At 69.2% G+C, this 25,565-nt stretch carries 24 protein-coding genes and 3 tRNA genes; 21 read left to right on the top strand and 6 right to left on the bottom strand.

Going from position 1 to position 25,565, the window contains the following annotated elements; genetic code table 11:
* The first annotated feature begins 14 nt into the window (after positions 1-14).
* Positions 15-1,019, top strand: a complete 1,005-nt coding sequence (locus BW730_RS16205) for a sugar phosphate isomerase/epimerase family protein (RefSeq protein WP_077687177.1) — start codon at positions 15-17, stop codon at positions 1,017-1,019.
* Between the two features lie 109 nt (positions 1,020-1,128).
* Here the strand turns inward: BW730_RS16205 and BW730_RS16200 are convergent, their stop codons facing one another.
* The 3 genes from BW730_RS16200 to BW730_RS16190 are packed head-to-tail and all read right to left on the bottom strand — an operon-like array spanning position 1,129 to position 3,210.
* Positions 1,129-1,539 (bottom strand): HIT family protein, encoded by a 411-nt coding sequence (locus tag BW730_RS16200; RefSeq protein WP_077687176.1) that lies wholly within the window; start codon positions 1,537-1,539, stop codon positions 1,129-1,131.
* Between the two features lie 12 nt (positions 1,540-1,551).
* Positions 1,552-2,451, bottom strand: coding sequence for a 1,4-dihydroxy-2-naphthoyl-CoA synthase (locus tag BW730_RS16195; protein ID WP_077687175.1), 900 nt, complete (start codon positions 2,449-2,451; stop codon positions 1,552-1,554).
* A 24-nt stretch (positions 2,452-2,475) separates the two neighbouring features.
* Positions 2,476-3,210 (bottom strand): glycerophosphodiester phosphodiesterase, encoded by a 735-nt coding sequence (locus BW730_RS16190; RefSeq protein ID WP_077687174.1) that lies wholly within the window; start codon positions 3,208-3,210, stop codon positions 2,476-2,478.
* Between the two features lie 111 nt (positions 3,211-3,321).
* On the opposite strand from BW730_RS16190, the gene BW730_RS16185 reads away from it, so the two are divergent.
* From BW730_RS16185 to BW730_RS16100, 18 genes are all read left to right on the top strand, one after another.
* A tRNA-Arg gene (locus BW730_RS16185) sits at positions 3,322-3,397 on the top strand.
* A gap of 151 nt (positions 3,398-3,548) precedes the next feature.
* Complete coding sequence (locus BW730_RS16180) at positions 3,549-4,262, top strand: hypothetical protein (RefSeq protein WP_077687173.1); 714 nt, start codon at positions 3,549-3,551, stop codon at positions 4,260-4,262.
* Between the two features lie 335 nt (positions 4,263-4,597).
* A complete protein-coding gene (locus BW730_RS16175) occupies positions 4,598-5,323 on the top strand; it encodes a hypothetical protein (RefSeq protein ID WP_145952927.1) in 726 nt (241 codons plus the stop codon).
* A complete protein-coding gene (locus tag BW730_RS16170; RefSeq protein WP_077687171.1) occupies positions 5,320-6,027 on the top strand; it encodes a hypothetical protein in 708 nt (235 codons plus the stop codon). Before BW730_RS16175 ends, BW730_RS16170 begins: the two co-directional genes overlap by 4 nt.
* 20 nt (positions 6,028-6,047) lie before the next feature.
* Complete coding sequence (locus tag BW730_RS16165; RefSeq protein WP_077687170.1) at positions 6,048-6,503, top strand: GNAT family N-acetyltransferase; 456 nt, start codon at positions 6,048-6,050, stop codon at positions 6,501-6,503.
* Positions 6,504-6,597: 94 nt separating this feature from the next.
* Positions 6,598-7,239 (top strand): GNAT family N-acetyltransferase, encoded by a 642-nt coding sequence (locus BW730_RS16160; protein ID WP_077687169.1) that lies wholly within the window; start codon positions 6,598-6,600, stop codon positions 7,237-7,239.
* A gap of 52 nt (positions 7,240-7,291) precedes the next feature.
* A complete protein-coding gene (locus BW730_RS16155; RefSeq protein WP_077687168.1) occupies positions 7,292-8,491 on the top strand; it encodes an ROK family transcriptional regulator in 1,200 nt (399 codons plus the stop codon).
* Positions 8,492-8,612: 121 nt separating this feature from the next.
* Complete coding sequence (locus BW730_RS16150; protein ID WP_158522704.1) at positions 8,613-9,521, top strand: sugar phosphate isomerase/epimerase family protein; 909 nt, start codon at positions 8,613-8,615, stop codon at positions 9,519-9,521.
* A 40-nt stretch (positions 9,522-9,561) separates the two neighbouring features.
* Positions 9,562-9,918: a Gfo/Idh/MocA family oxidoreductase gene (locus BW730_RS16145; protein ID WP_158522703.1), complete on the top strand. Its 357-nt coding sequence runs from the start codon at positions 9,562-9,564 to the stop codon at positions 9,916-9,918.
* Positions 9,915-10,670 carry a hypothetical protein gene (locus tag BW730_RS16140; protein WP_077687165.1) on the top strand — a complete coding sequence of 252 codons (756 nt, stop codon included), beginning with the start codon at positions 9,915-9,917 and terminating at the stop codon, positions 10,668-10,670. Before BW730_RS16145 ends, BW730_RS16140 begins: the two co-directional genes overlap by 4 nt.
* Positions 10,671-10,846: 176 nt before the next feature.
* The gene (locus tag BW730_RS16135; protein WP_077687164.1) at positions 10,847-12,124 is read left to right on the top strand and encodes an extracellular solute-binding protein; all 1,278 of its coding nucleotides are present in this window, start codon (positions 10,847-10,849) and stop codon (positions 12,122-12,124) included.
* 6 nt (positions 12,125-12,130) lie between these two features.
* The gene (locus BW730_RS16130; protein ID WP_077687163.1) at positions 12,131-13,051 is read left to right on the top strand and encodes a carbohydrate ABC transporter permease; all 921 of its coding nucleotides are present in this window, start codon (positions 12,131-12,133) and stop codon (positions 13,049-13,051) included.
* Positions 13,048-13,896, top strand: coding sequence for a carbohydrate ABC transporter permease (locus BW730_RS16125; protein ID WP_226996864.1), 849 nt, complete (start codon positions 13,048-13,050; stop codon positions 13,894-13,896). The genes BW730_RS16130 and BW730_RS16125 overlap by 4 nt, the downstream gene beginning before the upstream one ends.
* A complete protein-coding gene (locus BW730_RS16120) occupies positions 13,893-14,981 on the top strand; it encodes an ABC transporter ATP-binding protein (RefSeq protein WP_077687162.1) in 1,089 nt (362 codons plus the stop codon). The genes BW730_RS16125 and BW730_RS16120 overlap by 4 nt, the downstream gene beginning before the upstream one ends.
* Before the next feature lie 14 nt (positions 14,982-14,995).
* Positions 14,996-17,632: a glycoside hydrolase family 38 N-terminal domain-containing protein gene (locus BW730_RS16115; RefSeq protein ID WP_077687161.1), complete on the top strand. Its 2,637-nt coding sequence runs from the start codon at positions 14,996-14,998 to the stop codon at positions 17,630-17,632.
* On the top strand, positions 17,632-18,891 hold the full coding sequence (locus BW730_RS16110; RefSeq protein ID WP_077687160.1) for a CehA/McbA family metallohydrolase: 1,260 nt from the start codon (positions 17,632-17,634) through the stop codon (positions 18,889-18,891). The genes BW730_RS16115 and BW730_RS16110 overlap by 1 nt, the downstream gene beginning before the upstream one ends.
* A gap of 179 nt (positions 18,892-19,070) precedes the next feature.
* Positions 19,071-20,561 (top strand): DNA-3-methyladenine glycosylase 2 family protein, encoded by a 1,491-nt coding sequence (locus tag BW730_RS16105; RefSeq protein WP_077687159.1) that lies wholly within the window; start codon positions 19,071-19,073, stop codon positions 20,559-20,561.
* Positions 20,558-21,058: a methylated-DNA--[protein]-cysteine S-methyltransferase gene (locus BW730_RS16100; RefSeq protein WP_077687158.1), complete on the top strand. Its 501-nt coding sequence runs from the start codon at positions 20,558-20,560 to the stop codon at positions 21,056-21,058. Before BW730_RS16105 ends, BW730_RS16100 begins: the two co-directional genes overlap by 4 nt.
* Positions 21,059-21,081: 23 nt before the next feature.
* Here the strand turns inward: BW730_RS16100 and BW730_RS16095 are convergent, their stop codons facing one another.
* Both BW730_RS16095 and BW730_RS16090 read right to left on the bottom strand, forming a co-directional pair.
* Complete coding sequence (locus tag BW730_RS16095) at positions 21,082-21,477, bottom strand: ACT domain-containing protein (RefSeq protein ID WP_077687157.1); 396 nt, start codon at positions 21,475-21,477, stop codon at positions 21,082-21,084.
* Positions 21,478-21,540: 63 nt separating this feature from the next.
* A tRNA-Ser gene (locus BW730_RS16090) sits at positions 21,541-21,634 on the bottom strand.
* A 75-nt stretch (positions 21,635-21,709) separates the two neighbouring features.
* On the opposite strand from BW730_RS16090, the gene BW730_RS16085 reads away from it, so the two are divergent.
* Both BW730_RS16085 and BW730_RS16080 read left to right on the top strand, forming a co-directional pair.
* The gene (locus BW730_RS16085; RefSeq protein WP_077687156.1) at positions 21,710-23,614 is read left to right on the top strand and encodes an LCP family protein; all 1,905 of its coding nucleotides are present in this window, start codon (positions 21,710-21,712) and stop codon (positions 23,612-23,614) included.
* Positions 23,615-23,678: 64 nt separating this feature from the next.
* On the top strand, positions 23,679-25,433 hold the full coding sequence (locus BW730_RS16080) for an LCP family glycopolymer transferase (protein ID WP_158522702.1): 1,755 nt from the start codon (positions 23,679-23,681) through the stop codon (positions 25,431-25,433).
* 7 nt (positions 25,434-25,440) lie between these two features.
* Here BW730_RS16080 and BW730_RS16075 read toward each other — a convergent pair.
* Positions 25,441-25,528 (bottom strand) — tRNA-Ser (locus BW730_RS16075).
* Positions 25,529-25,565 lie beyond the last annotated feature (37 nt).

Genomic DNA, 25,565 nt, shown 5'->3' with positions numbered 1-25,565 from the left:
AGAAGGAGCCAAAGATGCCTCGACCCATCACCTTGTTCACCGGCCAGTGGGCTGATCTCCCGTTCGAGGAGGTGGCCAAGCTCGCCGGCGACTGGGGTTACGACGGTCTCGAGATCGCGTGCTGGGGCGACCACCTCGACCCGTGGCGCTGGGAGGACGACGACTACATCGCGGGCAAGAAGGAGGTGCTAGAACGCAACGGACTGCAGGTGTTCACGATCTCGAACCACCTCAAGGGCCAGGCGGTCTGCGACGATCCGATCGATCAGCGGCACCGCGACATGCTTCCCGACGTCGTCTGGGGCGACGGTGATCCCGAGGGCGTGCGGCAGCGCGCCGCCGAGGAGATGAAGCACACCGCGCGGCTCGCCGCGAAGCTTGGCGCGAAGACCGTGACGGGCTTCACGGGGTCGTCGATCTGGAAGTACGTCGCGATGTTCCCGCCAGCATCGCAGGAACTGGTTGACGCGGGCTACCAGGACTTCGCGGACCGTTGGAACCCGATCCTCGACGTCTTCGACGAGGTCGGCGTCCGGTTCGCGCACGAGGTGCACCCGTCCGAGATCGCCTACGACTACTGGACCACCGTCCGGGCGCTCGAGGCGATCGGCAACCGTGAGGCGTTCGGCCTGAACTGGGACCCGAGCCACATGGTGTGGCAGGACCTCGATCCGGTCGGCTTCCTGTGGGACTTCAAGGACAAGATCTACCACGTGCACTGCAAGGACACGAAGAAGCGGATGAACAACGGCCGCAACGGCCGACTATCGTCGCACCTGGCGTGGGCCGACCCGCGCCGCGGCTGGGACTTCATCTCGACCGGCCACGGCGACGTGCCGTGGGAGGACGCGTTCCGGATGCTCAACGCGATCGGCTACGACGGTCCGCTGTCGGTCGAGTGGGAGGACGCAGGCATGGATCGCCTCGTCGGCGCCCCCGAGGCGTTGGGCTTCGTCAGAAGCTTCGCGTTCGACCCGCCGGAGGCGGCCTTCGACGCGGCGTTCTCGACGAAGGAGTAGCAAGGTCTTTTGGCGACGCGCGCCGGGGCCTTGCGCCTCGGCGCGCGTCGCGTCGCTGGTTGAGCCGGGCAAAGGCGCGAAGCGCCGCAGCCCGCGTCGAAACCTCGGATCACCGCGCCAGTGCTGCCCGCAGCAGGTCGCCGTACTGGGCGGCCTCGCCCTCCGCGTACTTCACGCGCGGCCAGAAGAAGCCGCGTAGGCCGTCCTTCTTCCGCCGGGGCACGACGTGTACGTGCAGGTGCGGCACCGACTGGCTGACGACGGTGTTGACAGCCGTGAAGCTGCCGTCGGCCTCAAGGGCCGTGACCATCGCGTCGGCCACCTGCTGCACCCTGAGGAATAGCGGCCCGATCAGCTCGGCCGGGGCGTCGGTGAGCGTCTCAACGTGCGCGACCGGGGCGAGCAGCACGTGTCCCTTGAACACGGGCCGATGGTCGAGGAAGGCGATCACCGTGTCGTCGCGGAACACCACCTCCGCGTCGAGCCGCCCCGCCACGATGTCGCAGATGATGTCGGTCATGTCGCGTCCCGGTCAGTAGTAGTAGGGAAACTGCGACCAGTCTGGCTTGCGCTTCTCCAGGAACGAGTCGCGACCCTCGACGGCCTCGTCGGTCATGTAGGCAAGGCGGGTGGTCTCGCCCGCGAAGATCTGCTGGCCGACCAGGCCGTCGTCGATCGCGTTGAACGCGTACTTCAGCATCCGCTGAGCGGTCGGGGACTTGCCGCAGATCTTGGCGGCCCACTCGAGGCCGACGTCCTCCAGGCGCTCGTGATCGATGACCCGGTTGACCATGCCCATCCGGTGCGCGTCCTCGGCGTCGTGGACGTCGCCGAGGAAGAAGATCTCCCGGGCGAACTTCTGCCCCACCTGGCGCGCCAGGTAAGCCGATCCGTAGCCCGCGTCAAAGGAGCCGACGTCGGCATCGGTCTGCTTGAACTTGGCGTGCTCGCGCGAGGCGAGGGTGAGGTCGGCGACGACGTGCAGCGAGTGGCCGCCGCCCGCGGCCCAGCCGTTGACCAGCGCGATCACGACCTTCGGCATGAAGCGGATCAGGCGCTGTACCTCGAGGATGTGGAGCCGACCGAGCTTGGCGGCGTCGACCGACTCGGACGTCTCACCCTCGGCGTACTGGTACCCGGCACGGCCGCGGATGCGCTGGTCGCCGCCGGAGCAGAACGCCCAGCCACCGTCCTTCTCAGAGGGTCCGTTGCCGGTGAGCAGCACGCAGCCGATGTCGGAGGACGTGCGGGCGTGCTCCAGGGCGGTGTACAACTCGTCGACGGTGTGCGGGCGGAAGGCGTTGCGCACCTCAGGCCGGTCGAACGCGATGCGGACCGCAGGCACGTCGTTGGCCCGGTGGTAGGTGATGTCGGTGAAGTCGAAGCCTTCGACCGGGGTCCAGAGTTCGGGTCGGAACGGGTTGCTGGTCATGTGGGCGAGCCTATCGCCCGGGCGTCAGTAGTAGCCGGGGTGGCGGACGGCCTCGCCGACCCGGTCGGGGAAGTCCGTGATCAGCGCGTCGACGCCGAGGCCCGCGAGGTGCACGGCCTCCTCGTCCTTGTTGACCGTCCAGGTCGCGATCTTGACCCCGGCCTCGTGCGCCAGCCACACATAGTTGGGCTGCTGCAGTGCGAAGTGGTCGGGGTTGATCCAGCCGGCGCCGAACCAGTTGGCGTACTTCCACGGGTCATACAGCCCGTCGCTGAGCAGCAGCGCCAGGTGTTCGGGGCCGACCGAGCCGCGGAGGTTGGCGAGCGAGAAGTGGTTGAAGGACGAGTAGATGACCCGCTCGGCCATCCCCATCTCCGTGACGACGCGCAGCACGTCGTTCTCCAGGCCCGGGTAGAGCACCACGTTGTTCTTCAACTCGATGTTCAGCGTGGCACCCGTCGGGCGGAGCAGTTCGAGGGCCTCGTGCAGCGTCGGGATCTTGACGTTGCGACGCCCAGCGAAGCCATTGGTGAAGTCGCAGCGACGCAACTCCTCCATCGTCAGGTGCTCGACGCGGCCGACGCCGTTGGAGGTGCGATTGATGGTCTCGTCGTGGATGAGCACCAGGTGTCCGTCGGCCGAGCGCTGCACGTCGACCTCGATGCCGTCCGCGCCCATCTCGAGGGCGACCTGAAGTGCGGGGAGGGTGTTCTCCGGTGCGTAGGCGCAGGCGCCCCGGTGGGCCCAGATAGCTGTCACACCCCCATCCTTCCACGACTACCCCGTCGGCGCATCGGCCCTGGTCGGGGGCACCCGGACCCCCCATTTTGCCGATCGCCGCGCACCTGCGTATAGTTGGTGACTGCCCAAGCGCTCGTGGCTCAACGGATAGAGCATCTGACTACGGATCAGAAGGTTGGGGGTTCGAATCCCTCCGAGCGCGCCAAGCATCACAGCAGGTCAAAGCCCTGTTGAACTGAATCAGGGGTTCCCGTCCGGGAGCCCCTTTTTTGCGCCCTCACCATGGTTCCGACCGGTCAGATCGACTTGACGGGGGTCGCCGCGGGCGGCGCGGAGGACGTCGCTAGCATCTCGCCATGAATGAACACGCCCCGTTCTCGGGGAGTGGGGAGCACGACGGCGTGCGCCCCCGTTCGGGCTCGTTGAGCCCGTACATCCTGATCGTCACTGCCTTGGTCTCGGCGTTCGCCGCCGCCCTGGCGATGTACCTCGTAATGCGCCCCGGCAACTCCGACGACGCCGAGCCCTCGCACATCCCGTCACCGCACGCGCCGACGCCATCGACTTCCAGCGTGTCGTCTCCGACGCCCGACCCGACCCCGACCGAAGCGGCGAAGCCGACACCGCCTTCCACGCCGACGCCAACGGCCCAGTCGGCACCCCCTTCCCCCACCGTCGAGTCCCCCACCCAGAATCCTGCTTGGCCGGTCCTGGACGACGGGTGGACGATTCTCGATGCTGTCGTTCACAAGCCATCGGACCTGGACTCGCTTGACGAAGTACCTCAGGGCTTCAAGGCAATTACCGCAGAGTTCCTGACCGAGGACGACGAATGCCGCCCTACCGTCTGGATCACGGCTGTGCACCGCACTGGGTGGATTGCGGGGGCTGAAGGCTACGAGGACTGCGGCGGCGGCGCAGACGTGATCTGGGCCGACAGGGGAGGGACCTGGGAGAGCGTCTTCGTTCTTCAGGACTACCCGAGCTGCCGCGACCTCTCCCTTGCGGGCGTGCCGGAGAACTCGGGAGTCATCGAGTGCTGGGATCAAGACCGCGAGTGGAACTGGTAGCGGTCGCTCACGTGAATCCTTGAGCATGTTTGGTAACTCGTTCCCGGTTCGAACGTTCAAACCCGCTCCAAGCACCAACGAACAACCAAACATGCTCAACGCCAGACCAGCACCGCACCCGGCGACCACCCCGGAGTTGCCGCGAATCCTGACCTGGGATCACCATCTCCGACCGCGAACCCCTGCCCAGTCGGACCCTCCTCTTGCGACACTGATGCGGTGAGCCTCACCGATCCCGCCCCATCGCGAGGGGACCGCGCCCAACGCCCGGCCCCGGCACCGTCGTCTTCGGCATCCTCCTCCTCGCCGTTGCCGGCTTCGGCCTCGGCTACGCGATGACCTACCTCGTTCAGGAGAGGCGCGGTCTGACACCGCCGGAAATCATCGCGTGCATGGTGATCGGGCTACTCGCCCTGATCGTCGGCAACGGGTTCTGGTGGAGCCGCGTGATCCGACGGCGGGAGATGGGCCTGGGCTACGCCGCGGCGTCGACGTTCCTGCCCGCGGCGCTCGGCGTCTGGCTCTCGTCCACCGCGTACCCGGCCGCGCCCACAACCCCGATCGTCCTCGGCCTCGCAGGTTTCGGCCTGCTGATGCTGCTCGCGGGGTTCGCCGGGGCGTCGGCCCGTAGGCGGCGGGAACGCGTCGAGAAGGTGATGATGGAGACCGGGTTCGAGACCCTTGCCACCGTCAGCAACCGCGGCTTCGACTCCATCGAGGGCCCGACCTTGGCGATGGTGACCTTCACCTACCGCGACCACCTCGGAACGCAGCGATGGGTGCAGAAGCCCATGCGGGTCACCCCTCGCGACGCCATCGAGGAGGGTCACGCCACACGGCTGTGGTTCGACCCCTCCCGCCCGAAGACGCAAGCAGGATCGTCGTCGAACTGGCCAGGGAGAAGTCGGTCCGCTCCTGAGCCGACGCGGCCACGACGTGCCGAATCCCTGAGCGCGTCGAGCCACCCGGAGAACGTTCGGCGACACCTGGCTGAACATTCGGTGCCGGCCGGCCGAGGACCTTTCCACGCGGCGCCGCCCACCGGGACACTGGAGGCGTGAGCCTCACCGATCCAAGCCCTGTCGACCAGGCTGAGGCGCCTCCGCCAGGCATCGGTTCGGTGGTGACAGCGATCCTGCTGCTCGCCGTCGGCGGCTTCGGCTGCGGCTACGGGTGGGGAGGCATCGGCCTCTTGGACGGAGTGCGCGACCCGTCCGTCCTGGTCCAGGCAAGCGTCGCGGTCGGGATGATCGCCTGGTTCCTCGGCAACTTCGTCTGGCTCGGCCGCATCATCAGGCGGCGCGACATGGGCCTCGGGATCGGCGCCGCCGCGTTCCTGATGGCCGGCGCGACGGGCCTCTGGGCGATCGAGAGGACCGCGCCGGGCAACGCCGTTCTCCTGACGCTCGCCGCCGTCTCGGCCGGCCTCGGCGCGCTGTGCGCGGTGGGCGGCATCGTCGGTGCCCGGGCGCGCGAGCGGGCGCAACGCGTCGGGGACCACATCGTCAGGCACGGGTTCGAGACGACGGCGGTCGTCAGCAACCGCGGCTACGAGTCTCTGGAAGGGACGACGATCACGGTGGTCACCTTCACCTTCCGCGACCACCACGGCACCCAGCGCTGGGTGCAGAAGCCGCTCCGACAGGGTCCACGCTCCGCCGTCCAGGAGGGCCAGGAGACCCGGCTCTGGTTCGACCCCGAGCGCCCGCACGACCCGGCCCGGATCGTCGTCGACCTGGCCCGCGACCGCTCCACCACGTCCTGACCGGCACCTACACTTCCTGCATGTCCGGGTTCCAGATCAGACGCGCCGCCGACCATGAACTTGAGCGGGTCGTGAGGCTGCGCTGGCTCTGGACCCGCGAGCGCGGCCAGGACGCGGGCGACGAGCAGCGCCACATGCGCGCGGCGGCCGCCTGGGCGCGTGAGCATCGCGAGACCCACCTACCGCACATCGCCGTCGACACCGACGACACCGTCATCGGGATGGCATGGCTGGCGCTCACGCCGCGGGTCGCGACCACCACCAGCCTGACCCGCGTCTCAGGCGACCTGCAGTCGTGTTACGTGCTCCCCCACTGGCGTGGGAAGGGCGTCGGAGGCGCGCTGGTGCGGTCGGTACTCGACACCGCCCGCGCCGTCGGGCTGAGCACGTCACGGTGCACGCCACCGACGACGGCGCCCAGCTCTACGCTCGCAACGGGTTCGTCGAGCACCCACTTCTGCTCTGGTCCGACCTGAAGGGATGACCCGCAGCGGGTGGCATGACCCGCGGCGGGCCACGGAGACCCTCCAGGGCTCGCACGGCCGGGCGAGGCTCCCGTAACCTTCCCGCATGGGGGGCACCACGATGACCGTATCCATCTCGCAGGCCTATTCCGGCGACGTGCACGAGTGCGCACTACTCCTCAGCCGGGCGCTCGGCGAGGACGACGTGCTGAAGGCGATCATCCGCGGCGAGAACCGCATCTCGCGCCTCATCGAGTTCTACTCGGCCCTGCTGCGCTCCGGGCCGCTCCAACACGGCACGGTCGACATCGCGCGCGTCGACGGCGGTGCCATCGCGGGGGTCGCCATCTGGAAGGCGCCGCACCCACCCGAGAGCCACCCCATCCAGCGCTTCCGCGAGGCGATGGCCGTCGGTTGGCGACACCTGGCCGACGTCAGGGCGCTCGACCACGAGTTCGACGCGCACCGTCCCGAGGAGCCTCACTGGTACCTCACCGATATCGCCGTCGCCCCCGGCCATCAGGGGCTCGGCATCGGATCGGCCCTGCTGAGCGACAGGCTCACCAAGATCGACGCGGGCAGGTCGCCGGCCTACCTGGAGGCGACCACCGAGGCGAGCCGCAGGCTGTACGAGCGCCACGGCTTCCGCTTCGTCGACACCATCAACCCCGCCGGGCCTTCGGCGTTCGCGATGCTGCGCCAGGCGAGCGCGCTGTCCCCCGAGCCGCTGGTTGACGAGGAGCGATGAGTCCACCCGCCGATGCGATGGTTACCATGGTCGCGTTCACCAGGGAGGACCCATGCGACCAGGCGCCAGCCTCTCGCACGTCAGCCAGTACAACGAGAACGCCGTCATCCACGCGCTCCGAGTGCTCGGCCCGACGAGCCAGACCGACATTGCCGCACAGACCGGCCTGTCGATCCCAGCTGTCTCCTCCATCGTCCGCAACCTCCGGCACCTCGGTTACCTGACCGAACTGCGCACCGAGTCCGTCGGCCGCGGCCGCCCCCGTGTCATCGTCGACCTGGAACCGACGGCCAACTACGCCGTCGGCCTGCATATCGACCCCGCCATCATGTCGGCGGTCGTGCTCGACCTACGCGGCCAGGTGGTGCTCGACGGCACCAGCGAGTCCATCGACCCCAACGACCCGAGCAGTTCGCTGGACGAGGCGGCCAACCTCATCAACCAACTGGTCGACGCTTCCGGCATCGACCGGACGAGACTGCTGGGCGCCTGCGCTGCGGTGCCCGGTCCCCTCGACGACCGCACGGGGTCCATCACCGACACCGTCTGGCTGCCCGGCTGGGCGGGCATCGCGATCGGCGAGGCGCTCACCCGCAGGCTCGGCACCACCGTCCCCGTCGTCAAGGACACCTTCGCCGCGGTCACCGGTGAGGCGTGGGTGCGTGGCGGGTCGATGATCGACTCGACCGTGGTGTTCGTCTACCTCGGCACCGGCACCGGCCTGGGGCTGTCGCTCAACGGCGAACCCGTGCGCGGCGCCTCCGGCAACGCGGGCGAGATCGGCCGGATGCTCGTCTCGCTCGGCCGCGAGGAACTGCGCGGCATGGACAACGACCCGTTCATCCTCGTGCAGGAAGCCCACGAACAGGGCATCCTCGCCTCGCCTCCCCCGACGCGCTGGGAGCTTCGCCAACTCGAGGAACAGTTCCGCGAACTGTGCCGACTCGCCCTCGACGGCAACACGCCCGCCGAGGCGATCCTGCGCAACGCGGGCAGGCGCATCGCCGAGATGGTGGTCATGACTGCGGAGGTCTTCGACGCCGACACGGTCGTCTACGGCGGCCCCAACTGGGTCCATGTCCGGCCCTTCTACGAGGACGCTGCGATCGCGGCGCTCGCCCGCCCCTCGGCACGCGGCCCGCACCCCGTCGAGGTGCTGTCAACGGCAATGGGCACCGAGGTCGGTGCCATCGGTGCCGCCTGCGCGGTGCTGGACGCGAGGTTCGTGCCTCGGCTTCCTAGCCGTCGCTGAACGCTTGTTCTTACAAAGATAACGATTTGATCACAGTCTCGTAACGACTTGACACCTAATTTTTCTTTAGCGCAGAATAATGTTTGTTGCGACGTTGCACCAACGAACTCAGCGGAGAGAAATGATCACCATCGCCAACGCACCCGTCTCGTACGGAGTCTTCGGACTGTCCAGGCCTGACCTGGTCGCCCTCCCCACCGGGGACGAACTGCTCGCGCTCGTCAGCGAGGCCGGCTACGACGGCGTCGACCTGGGCGCGCACGGCCTGTTCGGCACCGGCGAGGCGCTGATCGGGAACCTGAACCGCCACGGCCTCGGCCTGGCTGGCGGCTGGGTCGACTACCCGTTCACCGGCTCCGACGCCGAGTTCGACGCTGCCTTCAAGGCGGCGCTGCCCGTCCTCGACGACTTCGCGCTGGTCGCCGCGCAGCAGCAGGGCCACGGCCCGCTGCCCACCATCGCCGACGCAGGCGACGCCGCCCGCAAGGCGCGGCCAGGGGGAGCCCCCGAACTCCAACTCTCGGGCGCGGCCTGGGACCTGTTCGTCGCCCGCCTGGAGCGCGTAGCCGCGCACGTCCGATCCCTCGGCCTCGAGCCCACCTTCCACCACCACGCGGTGACCTACATCGAGACCCCCGCCGAGATCGACGCCTTCCTGCGCGACACCACCATGGACCTCACCTTCGACACCGGCCACCTGCTGCTCGGCGGCGGCGACCCGGCCACCGACTTCAGGCGCTGGGCAGAGCGGATCAACCACCTGCACCTCAAGGACGTCAACCTCACCGTCCTCGAGCAGGCGAAGGGCTCCGACGACCCGGTGCGCGATGTCTGGGAGAAGCGCGTCTTCGTGGCGCTCGGCGAGGGCGACCTCGATCTGGACGGCATCGTCGGCGACATCACCGACAGCGGCTTCGACGGCTGGCTGGTCGTCGAGCAGGACGTGGTGCTGATGCAGCAGGCGGACGTGGACCGCGCAGTCGCCGACCAGATCGCCAACCGCGAGACCATCCGGCGGTGGTTCGCGTGACCCGCCTCGCCGTCGTAGGGCTCGGGGCATCTCCCAGTCCGTGCACCTTCCCGTCATCCAGCGCAACCGCGCCGACGTCGACCTGGTGGCCCTCGTCGAACTGTCCCGCGCGCGGCTCGACACCATCGCCGAGCGGCACGGCGTGCCTGCCGACGGCCGGTTCACCAGTCTCGACGACCTCGTCGCGGCCATCGACAGGGGCGACCTCGCCGTCGACGCGGCCATCATCGCCACCGGAGGCGGCCACACCGACGAGGCGCTCGCCCTGGTGCGCGCGGGGGTCAAGGTGCTCGTCGAGAAGCCGCTCGGCTGGAGCGGGCACGACCTGGACACTCTGGAGGAGGGCCTCGCCGAGATCGGCCGCTCCCCGAGGAATGGCTGCGGATCGGCTACATGAAGGAACACGACCCTGCGGTCGCCGCGGCCAAGACACTGCTGGCAGACGTCACACCCCGCGAGGTGCGCGTCGAGGTGCTGCACCCGGCCGACGGCGCGCAACTGCAGTTCGCGCACCTCGAGGCCGCCTCCGACGACGTCGACGCGGCCACCCTCGCGGCGCTCACCGGCCGCTCGCAGCGCTCGATCGATGAGTCCGTCCCCACCGGCGACGACACTCTGCGCAAGCTCTGGACCAATGTGCTGCTCGGCTCGATCGTGCACGACATCGCGCTGACACGGCACCTCGGCCTCGGCCTCGCGGACGTCATCCACGCCCGCAGGGTCGGCGACGAGTTCCCCGGATCGGTCTTCGCGGCAGGCACCACCGGGAACGGGGTGGCCTGGAACCTCGGCTGGCACTTCATCGCCGACTACCCCGAGTACCGCGAGACGATCACCGTCCACCACGACAAGGGGACGATCGAGCTTCGCTTCGCCACCCCCTACGTCCTCAATGCCCCGACCGTGCTGCGGGTCAGCACGGGCGACGACCAGTTGATCAGCCAGGTCTCCGAGCAGACCTGGCCCCAGGAAGAGGCCTTCGAGCGTGAGCTCCGAAGCCTCCTCACCTTGGCCAGCGGCGGGACACCGGACGGATCGAGCATCCGCGCCGCCCGCCAGGACCTGGCCAGCGCGCAGGCCTTGTGGAGGGCCTGCGCGACCTCCGCCGGAATCGATGCCGAGACCGGCTCTGCGGCCACACACGCCTAACCCAGGCGGAAGTGGCCCAGGAACACACCTGAAAGGAATCCGATGAAGTCGATCATCGCCAAGGCGACCAAGACCGTCGCACTCATTGGCGCCGTCGCGCTCTCCGTGACGGCCTGTTCGCCATCGTCCGGGGCGAGTCCCCCGCCGCGGACGGCGGCAAGAAGACCCTGTCGATCATGGTCAACGCCATCGCTGGCGGCAAGAACGCGGCTGAGGCCGAATGGATCGAGTCGTACGTCATCCCCAAGTTCGTCGAGGCACAGAAGGCCAAGGGCGTCGAGGTCGACGTCAAGTTCGAGCCCCAGGGCGTCGACGACGAGGACTACAAGACCAAGATCGCCCTGGACCTCAGCTCCAAGAAGGGCGCCGACGTGCTCGGCATCGACGGCATCTGGACGGGCGAGTTCGCCCAGGCCGGCTACATCAAGCCGCTGAACCAGGTGGCGAAGGACGCCGACAGCTGGGACGGCTGGGAGCAGATGACCGACGCCGTGCAGCAGGCGCTGTCCTTCGACGGCGAGCGCTACGGCGTCCCGCAGGGCTCCGACGGCCGCGTCATCTACTACAACAAGACGCTGTTCGAGAAGGCCGGCCTGCCGACCGACTGGCAGCCCACCTCCTGGGACGAGATCCTCGAGGCCGGCCGCGCGCTGAAGAAGGTCGACGGCGTCACGCCGATCCAGCTCAACGCTGGCACCGCGATGGGTGAGGCCACCAGCATGCAGGGCTACCTGCCGATGCTGATGGGCACCAACCAGAAGCTGTGGGCCGACGGCAAGTGGTACGGCGACACGCAGGGCATGCGCGACGTGCTCGGCCTGTACAAGACCATCTACATCGACGAGGGCCTCGGCGACCCGATCCTCCAGCAGGAGGCCTCCGGCCGCGACACCTCGTTCGCCGAGTTCGCCGCAGGCAAGATCGGCATCCTGTTCGAGGGCGACTACTTCTGGCGCTCCGTGATCAACCCCGCTGAGGGCGTCGGCACCGCGCCGATGGCCGACCGCGACACCGTCGTCGGCTACGCCAAGATCCCCGCCATGAAGCCCGGCTCCGGCATCAACGGCCAGGACTTCGTCTCGATGTCCGGCGGCACCGGCCGCGTGCTGAACCCGAACTCCAAGAACCCCGACCTCGCGTGGGAGCTCCTGGCGTTCATGAACTCGCCCGAGGCCTTCGAGGCTCGCGCGGCTGGCACCCTGTCGATCTCGCCCCGCAAGGACGTCAACGACAAGCTGCTCGCCTCCGACAAGATGCTGACCTTCGTCAACACCGAGGTCCTCCCGATCACGGCATACCGTCCAGGCCTTGCCGAGTACCCCGAGGTCTCCGCGAAGCTGCAGCAGGCGACCCTCGACGTCGTCTCCGGCACCTCCCCCGAAGACGCCGCCAAGTCCTTCGCCGACGCGCTCCCGAGCATCGTGGGTGGCGAAGACAACATCGCTCAGGGCTGATCACCCGTGAGCACCTCCACCGCACCGGCGTCGGGAACCAGGCGTTCCCGGCGTCGGGCGGAGGACGTGGCCGGCCTGGGCACGAAGCGCGCGCTCGTCTTCGTGACCCCGGCCCTCCTCGTCATCGCCTTGTTCCTGCTCTTCCCCGCGCTCTGGACGATCTACCTCGGGATGACCAACTTCCGGTTGACCGGCCTCGCCGCCGCGAACACCGAGTTCGTCGGCCTCGACAACTACGCCCAGGCCCTCGGCGACAAGAGCTTCTGGAACTCGCTCTGGCTGACCGTGATCTTCGTCGGATTCTCCGGCGTCCTCGGCCAGACGCTGCTCGGCTTCACGCTTGCCTGGTCCACCCGCCGCATCGTCGGTTGGGCCCGCACGCTGCTGGAGTCCGTCGTCCTCGCCGCCTGGGTCATCCCCGGCTCAGTGCACGCGTTCCTCTGGATCGCGCTGCTCGACCGCCGCGGCGGCACCCTCAACGCCCTGCTCGGCACCGACGGCAAGGCGTGGCTCATCGAACACCCGATGACCATCATCGTCATCTTCAACATCTGGGTAGGCACCGCCTTCTCGATGCAACTGTTCTCCTCCGCGCTGTCGGCGGTCCCGCCGTCGCAGATGGAGAGCGCCCGGATGGCAGGCGCCTCGGGATGGGAGCAGTTGCGTGACGTCGTGCTGCCCAACATCCGCGGCCACGTGCTGACCAACACCCTGATGATCACCCTGTGGACGTTCAACACGTTCACGCCCTACCTGCTCACGGCGGGCGGCCCCAATGGCAAGACCGAGATCCTGTCGGTCTACATCTACAAGACGGCGATCCCGGGTGGCCAGCTCGGCTTCGGCGCCGCCCTGTCGATGATCATGCTGCTGATCAACCTGGGCATCGCCCTGCTGTACATGCGCATCGGAAGGAGCAAGAAGTGAGCACGAACCCTCCGAGCTTCGGCCGCCAACTGCGCAAGGTGCTCGGCCGCACCCTCTTCATCGTCCTGCTTGTCGTGATCGGCATCTTCTTCGCGCTGCCGATGGCCTGGCTCGTGGTCGCCCCGTTCGACGCGAACCCGACGATGGCCGTCAAGTGGCCCGAGTGGACGCTCGGCAACTTCCAGCGCCTCGCCGAGAACCCCTACGCGCTCGGCTCCATCGGCAACTCGCTGATCATCGCGATCGGCACCATGCTGATCACGGTGCTCCTCGCGACGATAGCCAGCTACGCGCTGTCCCGCGTCCGGATCCCCGGCCGCGACGGGCTGCTCTACGGCATGCTGCTGCTCAGCTCCATCGTGACCGGCACCGCGGCCATGGTGCCGACGTTCCAGTTGATGAACGCCATCAACCTCATCAACACCCACACGGGCGTCATGCTGGTGCTGGCGGGCGGCCTGCTCCCGACCGTCGTGTTCATCCTGAAGGACTTCATGGACTCGGTCCCGAAGTCCTATGAGGAGTCGGCAAGGCTCTACGGCGCGAAGCCGTACCAGATCCTGAGCCACGTCGTGGTGCCCGTCGCGCGGCCCGGCATCGCCTTCGTGGCGATCTGGACCATCGTGCAGGTGTGGGGCAACTTCCTGGTGCCCTTCCTGCTGCTTCGCGACCCGACCACGCAGCCTGCCGCGGTCATGATGTACACGTTCTACACGGAGTCCGGCCAAGCCGACCTGCGACTGATCTCCGCGTTCTCGCTGATCTTCGCGCTACCCGTCATCCTCATCTACTTCTTCGTCAACCGTAAGTTCGGATTCCGCTTCTACGGAGGTATCAAGTCATGACCTCGACCATCACGACCACTGCGCTCGTCAAGCAATACCCCAACGGGGTGCGCGGCGTCGACGGTGTCGACATCGAGATCGGGGAGGGTGAGTTCTTCGCGCTGCTCGGCCCCTCCGGCTGCGGCAAGACCACCCTGCTGCGTTCCATCGCCGGCCTCGAGACCATCACCGAGGGCACGCTGCAGATCGGCGGTGAGGAGATGACCCACCGCGAACCGGGCGAGCGTGGCGTCGCCATGGTGTTCCAGGACTACGCCCTGTTCCCACACATGGACGTCTCGGACAACATCGCCTACCCGCTGCGGATCCGCAAGGTCGCCAAGGATGAGCGCAAGGCCATCGCGGCGGACACCGCGGGCAAACTCTCGCTCGAGCACCTGCTCGAGCGCCGCCCCGGCCAGCTCTCCGGCGGTCAGCAGCAGCGCGTTGCGCTCGCCCGTGCCATCGCAACGCGCCCCCAGGTGCTGCTGCTCGACGAGCCGCTGTCCAACCTGGATGCGCGGCTTCGCCTCGAGGCCCGCTCGTTCCTGAAGGAACTGCAGCGCGAACTGGGCGTCACCTCGGTGTTCGTGACCCACGACCAGTCGGAGGCGCTCGCGCTCGCCGACCGGATGGCGGTCATGAAGGAGGGCAAGATCCAGCAGATCGGAACGCCCCGCGAGGTGTTCCACGCGCCGGCCAACACCTTCGTCGCCTCGTTCATCGGGTCGCACCCCATGAACCTCCTCGACGGTGTGGTGGAGAACGGAAGGGTCCGGGTGCTCGGCACCCAACTCGACGTCCAGCCCGACACCGCCCCGCAACTGCGCGAGGGCCAGAAGGTCGTCGTCGGGGCACGCCCCGAGTACATCTCCTGGTCGCCGACGCCGGTCGACGGCGCGGTCGAGGCCGAGGTCAGCACGATCGAGAACCTCGGCGCGTCCGCCCTGCTGACCGCCCGGGTGGGAGACGACCGCCTGCAGGCAGTCGTCGATGAGGAGCCACTGCCCGAGCCAGGACAGCGTGCCTGGTTCTCGATCCCCGTCTCCAAGACGATGGTCTTCGACACCGAGTCCGGCCTGCGAATCGGCGGCGACGAACTGTGAGTACCCCCACCACGATGTGGATCGTCCCTCACACCCACTGGGACCGTGAATGGTACGAACCCCACGACGTCTTCCGGGCCCGCCTCGTCGCAATGCTCGACGGCCTGCTGTCCCTGCTCGAGCGTGAACCCGGCTACAAGTTCACGCTCGACGGGCAGAGCGCCGCCATCGACGACTACCTGGAGATCCGTCCTGAGGAGGCCGACCGGGTGCGCGCGGCCGTCGCTCGCGGGCAGCTCGCCCTCGGCCCGTTCCAGATCCTGCTCGACGAGTTCTGCTGCGACGGCGAGGCCATCGTCCGCAACCTCGAACACGGGATCGCCTCGGCCCGTCGGCTCGGCCGCGAGATGCGCGTCGGCTACCTGCCCGACATGTTCGGCCACGCGGCCCAGACCCCGCAGATCCTGCGCGGCTTCGGCATCGCCGACGCGTCGCTCTGGCGCGGTGTCCCCGCATCCGTCGACAAGCACGCCTTCTCGTGGGAGGGCCTGGACGGCAGCGCCGTGCGGGTCGAGTACCTGTGGGACGGCTACGGCAGCGCGCTGAAGCTGTTCGAGCCCCTCGAGAAGCTCCCGGAGTTGATCGACGCCTACCTCGACGAGAACGCGTCCTGGTTCGACGGTGAGGCCGTCGCAGGCTGGTACGGCACCGATCACATGGCGCCACGGGCCGACCTGGTGCAGATCCTGCGCGGCTACGGGGGCGACGTCGAACTGAGGATCGGCACCGTCGACGAGGTGATCGCCTCGCGGGACCACTCCCCCGAGGCCCTCGCCAAGCTTCCGGTGGTGCGCGGCGAACTGCGCTCGCACGCCCGCGGCAACCTGCTGCCCGGCATCTTCTCCATCCGCACCAACCTCAAGGCCGCGATGGCCGCCGCCGAGCGGGGCATGGCCACGGCCGAACGCCTCGACGCATGGGTCGGCGGGGTGTCCCGGACCGCCTTCTTCGAGCGCGGCTGGGGCCTCATCGTCGAATCGACGGCGCACGACTCGGTGACGGGCTGCGGCGTCGACTCCACCGCTGACGAGGTCGAGTCGCGGCTCCGGGTCGCGGCCCAGACCGCCGACGGCGTCATCGACATCACCGCCCCGGGGCTGGCCAGCCACGCCCCGGTCGGCTCGGTCGCGGCGTTCAACCAGAGCGGCTTCCCGCGCCAGGTGCAGGCCGAACTGGTCGTCGAGGGCGCCCCGTCGTCCCCGTCCGTCCAGCTCCTCGAAGAACTGCCGACCGTGATCGGCGACGAGACCATCGCGTCGCGGGACCTGCCGAAGGTGGTGCGCCGGATCCACGGCCAGGAACTGTTCGGCAAGCACATCCGCTCCTGGTCCTGGGAGGGCGACGACCTGGAGTTTGTGGTGGCCGACATCACCGACGGCGACTTCGACCTCGCCGATTTCGTGGCGGTGCTCAACGACAAGATGTCCTCCTCCGACGAGGACCACCCGTTCCGCGTCGTGACCCGGGTTCCGGCGACCAGCCGGGTGCTGGTCGCCCGGCCCGCTGCGGGCATGTCCGCCGTCGCGCTGGGCCCCGACTCCGCGGTCGCGCCCAAGGCGCCCGTCGTGGTCTCGGCAGGCCGGCTGTCCAACGGCCTCGTCGAGGCCGTCGTCGCAGAGGCGGGCACCGTCACCGTCACGGATCTGCGCACCGGGGTCACGCTCCCCGACGCGCTCCGACTCGTCGACGACGGCGACCGCGGCGACTCGTACAACTACGGCCCGGTCGACGGCCCCGTCGACGCGCCCGCTTCGGTCGAGATCACCGTCGCGGAGGAAGGGCCGCTGCGCGGACGGATCGTCATCCGGCGCACCTACCCGCTGCCCGTGGAGGTCGACGCGTCCGACCGGTCGCGCCGCTCCGCGGTGACCCGCGAGCAGGTCGTCGACACGCTCGTCGAGCTGCGCGCGGGCGAGCCGTTCCTGCGCGTCACCGTCTCGCTCACCAACCAGGTCGGCGACCACCGGCTGCGCGTCATGGTGCCGACGCTGCGACAGGGCGTCACCGAGTCGGCGTCGGCCGGCCAGTACGGGCTGACGGTGCGCGGCCGCACCGCGGAGGGAGGCTGGGGCGAGTTCCCGCTGCCGACCTTCCCAGCGACCCGGTTCGTCACCGCGGGTGAGGTCGGCGTCCTCGTCGACAAGCTCGTCGAGTACGAGGTGGTCGACGGTGAGGGCACCGACGACATCGCTCTGACGGTGCTGCGCAGCGTCGGGATGATGAGCGTCAACGTGCACCCGCTGCGCGACGAGCCTGCAGGCTCGCAGTTCCCCGTCCCCGGTGCGCAATACCTGGGTAGGCACGTGGAGTGCTCGTTCGCGATCGACCTCGATCCCGATCGCCTGGTCGAGCACAGCGACGTCTTCCGCTTGGATCCGGTGACCGTTCCGGGCCGCGGCGGAGAGCCGACCGAGCCGGCGGTGGCGTTCGAGACGACCGGTCAGGTCGCGCTCGAGTCGCTGCGCCGGGTCCGCGGGGGCGTCGAGGCACGGCTGGTCAACTACTCCCCGGTCGCCCGGCCGCTGGCCGTCGCCGCCGAGGGCACCTGGGTCGTCACCGACCTGACGGGCGCGGTCGTCTCGGGTCCGGTCGACCTGGCAACGCTCGAGGTCGGCGCGGGGCAGATCGTCACGCTACGGAGGGAGTCCTGATGCGACACACCGAGTCGCGCCACGTCACGCTCGCGGACCAGGCTGCCGACCGCTACCCACGGTTCGGGTTCGACCTGCCCGAGGGCGTGACCAGCTTCGAGGTGACGCTCGAGGTCGAGGGAGGCCCGGACGCCAGGATCGACCTCGGCTGCGAGGGCCCGAAGGCCTGGCGAGGTTGGTCGGGCGGCGCCAGGCGCACGTTCGTGGTCGCGGAGGACGACGCGACCCCCGGCTATCTGCCCGGCGACGTCGTCCCCGGTCGTTGGGACGTCATCCTCGGCCTGCACACGCTGCCCGCGGCCGGGGCTGACGTGACGGTCACCGTCGAGATGCCTGCGATCAACCGGCCCGATCACGGGCCCGTCGAGGAACCGGTGCGCAGGGAGGCCCGCGGCAGCGACCGCGACCTGCCAGCGCCCGCCGGCATGCGGTGGTACGCGGGCGACACCCACGCGCACACGCTGCACTCCGACGGGGCGCTCAGCCTCTGGGAGTTGGCAAACGAAGGGGTGCGCTCCGGCCTGGACTTCCTGTGCGTCACCGACCACAACACCACCAGCCACCACGCGCACCTCGGGCCGGTCGGAAACCGTCACGGCATCACGCTGGTGCCCGGCCAGGAGGTGACCACCGCACGGGGGCACTCCAACGCGTTCGGCGACATCGGGTTCGTCGACTTCCGACTCCCCGCCCAGGAGTGGGCCGACGTGGTCGCGGAGCGGGGCGGGCTGATGTCGATCAACCACCCCGTCTCGGGCGACTGCTCGTGGCTGCACGAGATGCAACGCGAGCCAGGCGGCGTCGAGTTGTACCACTCGACCTGGTACGAGGAGCCGATCTCCACATCGGCGCTCGCCTGGTTCCGCCGCTGGCGGCGCGACGTCGTCCTGCTCGGCGGCGGCGACTTCCACAAGCGGGACTCGCCGCTCAGGCCCGGCATGCCGACGACCTGGGTTGCGGCCGAGGAGGACAGCGACGAGGCGATCCTGGACGCGATGCGCGCAGGTCGCACCACCGTCACGGCTGGCGCGCACTTCGTCAGCCCCGACGAGGCGCGACCCTCGCTCGACACCGCGCCGATCCTGATCCGACAGGGTGGCGACCTGCTGGCCCTCGCGGCGAAGGACCTGATCCTGGTCTCCGGATCGGGTCGCCGTCTCGTGCTCGACTCCGACGCCCAGAGCGTCGCGGCACCCCTCGAGGACGGGCCCTACCGTCTCGAGGACTCGCAACGAGCGGTCCTGGCCCTGTCGGCCTGACCCTCACAAGCCGCCGCCGGCGGTTGGGGGCACAAACCACCTCCGGCGGCCTGCTAGAAGAGGCGGCGCCCCGCGTTCATCCCGCGGGGCGCCGTTGTTCGTTCGGCCGGATGTCGAAGCCGGGCCGTCGTGTCGCATTCCTGCTAGAAATGGGCCGCTTCCTGGTGGAGACTAGGGGCATGTTCACCGATCGGGACGCCTGCGAGAGGGCCATCCAGGCCAAGGACGCCAGGTTCGACGGGCGCTTCTACACCGGCGTCCTGACGACCGGCATCTACTGCCGACCCTCCTGCCCGGCGCGCACGCCGCAGCCCCGCAACGTCCAGTTCTTCCCGACCGCCGCGGCGGCGCAGCAGGCCGGGTTCCGGGCGTGCAAGCGGTGCCTGCCGGGCGCGACCCCCGGCTCTCCCGACTGGGACGTGCGGGGCGACGCACTCGCCAGGGCTGTGCGCCTCATCGACGACGGCGTGGTCGACCGCGAGGGGGTGCCTGGGCTGGCGGCGCACCTCGGCTACTCGACGAGGCAGGTGCAGCGACTGCTCGCCGACGGAGCCGGGGCCGGCCCGCTCGCGCTGGCCCGGGCCCGCCGCGCGCAGACGGCAAGGACCCTGCTTGAGGCGACTGAACTGTCCCACGCCGACATCGCCTTCGCCGCGGGCTTCGCGAGCGTGCGGTCCTTCAACGCCACCATGCTGGAGGTCTACGACACCACCCCCAGAGAACTGCGGAACCGTTCCACGAGGAGACGCGGCACCGACCTGGGAGGGCTGACGTTCGTCGACCTCGACCTGGCCGTCCGCCAGCCGTTCTGCCCGTGCAACGTGTTCGGGCACCTGATCGCCACCGCGATCGACGGCGTCGAGTCCTTCGCCGACGGCGTCTATCACCGGACGCTCCGGCTCCCGGTCGGCTACGGCGTCGCCTCCCTCGCGCCCACGTCGTCCGGGGTCAGCGCCAGGATCGGGCTGACGGATCTCGCGCAGCTACCGACGGCGGTCGCGCGGATCCGGCGACTCCTCGACCTGGACGCCGACCCGGTCGCCGTCGACGCATTCCTTTCAGAGGATCCCCACTTCGCGCCGCTCGTGGCCGCGCATCGGGGAAGGCGCATCCCGCGCGGGGTCGACGGCGACGAGATGGCGTTTCGGATCCTGCTCGGCCAGCAGGTCTCGACCGCGGCGGCGCGCACGCACGGCGCCCGCCTGGTGCAGGCCGTCGGCGACCCCGTCGAGACGCCCGTGCCCGGCCTGACACACCTTTTCCCCACCCCGCAGCGGGTCCTCAAGGCGCCCCCCGAGGCGATGGCCTTCCCACAGTCGCGGCGCGACACGATCGCACGGGTCGCCACGGCGCTCGCCGACGGCTCGCTCGACCTCGGCGTCGGGGCCGACCGCGACGCCGCCCGCTCCGGGCTGCTCGCGCTGAAGGGGGTCGGGCCGTGGACCGTGGAGATGATCGCCATGCGCGGCCTCGGAGACCCGGACGCGTTCCCCGCGAGCGACCTCGGGCTGATCCGCGCCGCGGCCGAACTCGGCCTCGAGAATCTCGCGGGTCACTCCCAGGCGTGGCGGCCCTGGCGGTCGTACGCCACCCAGCACCTGTGGGCGATGACCCCGCATGCCGTCAACTCGATCCCCGGTCACCCGGGCTGCTCCCAGGAGGAAGCATGAGCTATCGCACCATCTCGTCGCCGATCGGCGAACTGACCGTCGTCGAACGCGACGGCGCCCTCGTCGGGCTGTACATGACCGACCACAAGCCCGCGCCTCGGTCCGAGACCTTCGGCGAGCGCGAGGACGACACGTTGCCCCAACTCGACGCCCAGCTCGTCGAGTACTTCGCGGGCGAGCGGACGTCCTTCGACCTACCCCTTGCCCCGACGGGCAGCGACTTCCAGCAGAGGGTGTGGGCCGCGCTGCGGACGATCCCCTATGGCGACACGTGGAGCTACGGGCGGCTCGCGGAGGCGATCGGACAGCCGGGCGCCGCCCGCGCGGTCGGCCTTGCCAATGGTCGCAACCCGATCAGCATCGTGGTCCCGTGCCACCGGGTGGTCGGCTCATCGGGGAAACTCACCGGCTATGCAGGCGGCGTCGAGCGCAAGGCGTTCCTGCTCGATCTGGAACGCGGCAGCGCAGAGCAGCCGGCGCTCGTGGTTCAGCGGTAGAGCCCGAGCCAGTGGAGCAGGGCTTACCTGCCGCCCCGAGGGAGCTCGGACAGCCGGCGCAGGGCCGCAAGCGCCTCGTCGGCTCGGTCGGAGGGAACCAGCGCGTGGTCGTGGTAGTAGCCGGCGAGCATGTTGCACGGGACGCCTGCGTCGGCGAGCGTTCGGGAGACGGCGGCCGTGAGGCCGACCGCCTCCAGCGAGGAGTGCACCTCGAGCGTCAGCCACGCGTAGCTGCCCTCGTACTCGAGGCCCTCGCGATCGGCGACCGCGCGTTCGAGGATCAGCGTGACGGCCTCCCGCTCGACGATCCGGGCCTCCGCGTCGATGGGGCGAGAGGTCGTCACGTAGACGAACTCCCCCGGGCGTCGGGTCGGACGCAGGTCGCTCAGGAGGGTGTCGAGATCGGTCTGGCCAGCCATGGCGGCATCCTATCCACCCGCAAACGCGCAACGCCCCGAACGAATCCGGGGCGTTGTCACGACTGGCGGAGGTGGCGGGATTTGAACCCGCGATGGGGTTGAAGCCCCAAACCCGCTTAGCAGGCGGGCGCCATAGACCGTACTAGGCGACACCTCCAGTGCCGGTCCAGACTAGCCGAGCGGGCTACGCGTCAGCAAACGGGTCGGGTTACTCTGGAGCGCAGGAGGTTACATGAACGACGCCGGAAGACCACGCCGCGCCCTTGAGCCGGACGACGTGCCAGATAGCCCCGTCGACCCGTCTCGCGCCGCTGAGGACGTCGACCGCACCGTCATCCGCAACGAACCGTTCAGCTTCCCCGAGGACACCTTCCGAGCGCCGAGCGGATCGGGCGCGCCCAAGCCCCAGCCGTCGGCACGCACCACCGCCCCGACGGATTCATGGTTCCGCCCCGCGGCGCCGAGCCAACCCGGCGCCTCCGACGACTCCGCACCCGACGACTCCACCCCGCGCGAGGCCGTGGCCACCGCGACGACCACCGCCCCCGGGGCAGCGGCACGCGCCGCAGAACCCGACGCCGATGACGGGCACTCCCGTAGGCACCTGCGCAGTTCGCTGCTGCTTACTGTCGCGTCCGCCGTGCTGCCAGGATCCGGGTTGCTGGGGGCCCCGCAACGCGGCCTGAAGATCCTCGGTGGCGTCACCGCGCTCGCGAGCGTCGCCGCCGCCGCGTTCGTCGGCTACTTTGCGCTCACCGACCTGCCGCGCGTGGCGCGGGTGGCGGGCAACGAGGGCTTCCTGAACCGGGCGACCTGGGCGCTGGTCCTGGTCGCCGCCGTATGGGTGGGGCTCATCGCTCTGACCCAGATCGCCACCCGGCCCGAGGGGCTGCGCCGGGGCAGGCGAATCCTCGGCGCCGTCGTCGTCACCGCTCTCGCGTTCGGGGTCGCCGCGCCGACCGCCGTGGCGGCCAGGTACTCGCGCGACACGTCCCTCGCGCTGGACGCGATCCTGAAGAACAAGGACGACATCAAGTCCAACAGCAAGCCGACCATCGGCACCGGGGCCGACCCGTGGGCCGACCAGGCACGCGTCAACATCCTCCTCCTCGGCGGTGACGGCGACGCGGCCCGCGCCGCGCAGGTCGCCAAGTACTCGATCCGGACCGACACCATCATGGTCGCCTCCATCGACACCAAGACCGGCGACACCACGCTCATCCAGATCCCGCGCAACGTGCAGTACACGCCGTTCCCGAAGGGCTCCGAGATGGCTGCCGCCTTCCCCGACGGCTTCCGCGGCGACGGCGATCCGGGCGAGTGGTACATCAACACCATCTGGCAGCACGTCGAACTCGACTACCCCGACCTGATGGCTGGCAGCACCTACCGCGGTGCGGACGCCCTCAAGCAGGGCGTCGAGGGCGTCACCGGTCTGGAGATCAACCAGTTCGTGCTCCTCAACATCGACGGCCTTTCTGCACTGATCGACGCGATGGGCGGCGTCACCGTCAACATCAACGAGAAACTCGCGATCGGCGGCGACACCGCAAAGAACGTGAAGCCGAAGAGCTACCTCGAGCCCGGCCCCGACCAGCACCTCAACGGCTACAACGCCATGTGGTACGCCCGCAGCCGCTACAACACCAACGACTACAACCGGATGGCGCGACAGTCGTGCCTGATCGACGCGATCGTCGACCAGGCCAACCCGCAGACACTGCTGACGAACTTCGAGCCGATCATCAAGGCCTCAGCCGACATGCTCGCCACCGACATCACCGACGACCAGTTGGGCGCCTACATCGACCTCGCGTTCCGGGTGAAGGACAAGGGCACCATCAAGCGCCTGGTGTTCTCCAACGGCAAGAACGGGTACAGCTACAACGATCCGGACTTCGCGAAGATGCGCGCGGTGGTGACCGATGCCATCGCGACGGCTCCCACGGCCAAGCCGACCACCGCGAAGCCCAAGCCGACGTCCACCGGCGAGGCTCCCGCGAGCCCGACCGCCAAGGCGACCACCGAGGCCTCGGAGGGCGGCACCCCTTCCTCGCCCAAGTCGACCAAGCCGAGCGAATCCCCCGAGGGCGTCCAGGACGTCGGCGATGCCTGCGCCTGGCAGGGTGAGGGCTGATCGTTCCCGCCCCATCGCGCCGGCCGCTCGCGACGCCCGGATAAGCTTGCGCCCGGAGGCGCGAATGAATGACGAGGCGATGCCCAACGGGGGCCGGGACGCTGCGGATCCGCGGCTTGACGCCGACGGTTCCGAACCGACCGTCGTGCGCAAGGGTGCCTTCGACCCGGAAGGCGCGACCGAACGGTCGCGGGAGTGGGGTGACCTTCCCACCGCCTCAGCGCAGATGCCCAAGCCCGCAAGGTCACGAGATTCCGGCCGTGATTGGCCGCTGCTGCGTCGCTCCCTGCTGCTGACAGTTGCGTCGACGGTGCTGCCCGGATCAGGGCTGCTGGGGGCACGCGTGCCGCGCCTCAGGCTGCTCGGCCTGATCACCTCCGTCGTCAGCCTCGTGGCTATTCTCTGGCTCGGCATCTGGGCCCTGACGGACCTCCCGTCGCTCGCGCGGTTCGCCCAGGCCGAGGCGACCCTCTCGTCAGCCCGATTCGTGCTTGGTGCGATCACCGTCGCCTGGGTGATGCTGATCGCGCTCACCCAGATCGCCACCCGCCCACCGCGGGTCGACGGCAACAAGCGGGCGGTCGGAGCCGTCCTCGTCGCCGCCCTCGCCTTCGGCGTCGCCGCCCCAACGGCAGTCGCGGCGCAGTACTCGCGCGACGCCGATCGCCTGCTCGACACCGTCCTGCCGCAGGCGTCCGAGATCAAGGCAAGCAGCCGTGAGACCATCGCCAGCAACGCGCCCGACCCGTGGGCGGGAACGCCGCGGGTCAACGTCCTGCTGCTGGGCGCCGACGGGAACGCCGACCGTGCGGAGCGGATCAAGCAGTTCGGGGTGCGGACCGACACGATCATGGTCGCCTCGATCGACACCAGGACCGGCAACACGACCCTGATCCAGATTCCCCGCAACCTGCCAAGGACGCCCTTCCCGGAGGGCTCCGTGATGGCGGAGACGTTCCCCGACGGGTTCCGAGGCGAGGGCGACCCGGGCAACTGGTACGTCAACGGAATCTGGGAGAAGACCGAGGAGGGCGGCGACTACGAGGACCTTTTCGCAGGCAGCACCTTCCCAGGTGCCGAGGCGCTCAAGGAGGGCGTGCAGGGCATCACGGGCCTCGAGATCTCCCGCTTCGTGATGCTGGACATCGACGGCCTGCAGGCACTGATCGACGCGATGGGCGGGGTGACCATCAACGTCAACCGGGACCTCCCGATCGGCGGGAGCCGTGACGCGGGCATCCGGCCGCACGGGACGGTCGAGCGCGGCGAGGCGCGCAAGCTCGACGGCTACAACGCCATGTGGTACGCCCGCAGCCGCTACGACTCCTCCGACTACGACCGGATGGCGCGACAGTCGTGCCTCGTCGACGCCATCATCGACCAGGCCAATCCCGAGACTCTGCTCACCTCGTTCGAGCCGATCGCCGCGGCCTCCGCGCAGATCCTGACCACCGACGTCACGCGCGACGAGTTCGGCGCCTTCATCGACCTGGCCTTCCGGGTCAAGGACAAGGGCAAGGTCACCCGCCTGGTGTTCGCGCCGGGCAAGAACGGCTACTCGCCCAACCGCCCCGACTTCGACGAGATGCACGCCGCTGTGCAGACGGCGATCGCCGAGCCTGCTGCGCCGACCGCGAAGCCGACCACCAACGCCCCGACCTCGACGCCGGTCGTTCCCCGCCCGAGCCCGACGGTGCAGGATGGTCAGGAGGAGTCGCCGTCGCCGACCGAGCCTGGGTCGACCCCGACGCGCGACGAGCAACTGCTGCAGGACGGGAGCCAGAACGTGGGCGACGCCTGCGCCTGGCAGGGTGACTGACCTCCACTGGCGGCGAGGGTGGGATTCGAACCCACGGAGAGTTGCCCCTCGGCCGCTTTCAAGGCGGCTGCACTAGTCCACTATGCGACCTCGCCAGTGCTGCACCATGCTAGCGCGTGCGGCATCCGGCCG

Origin of the sequence: Tessaracoccus aquimaris (assembly GCF_001997345.1) — a bacterium.
In the GTDB taxonomy this organism is placed as follows: domain Bacteria; phylum Actinomycetota; class Actinomycetes; order Propionibacteriales; family Propionibacteriaceae; genus Arachnia; species Arachnia aquimaris.
The sequence above is the reverse complement of the archived record's forward strand: the minus strand, read 5'-3'. Positions and strand labels throughout refer to the sequence as shown.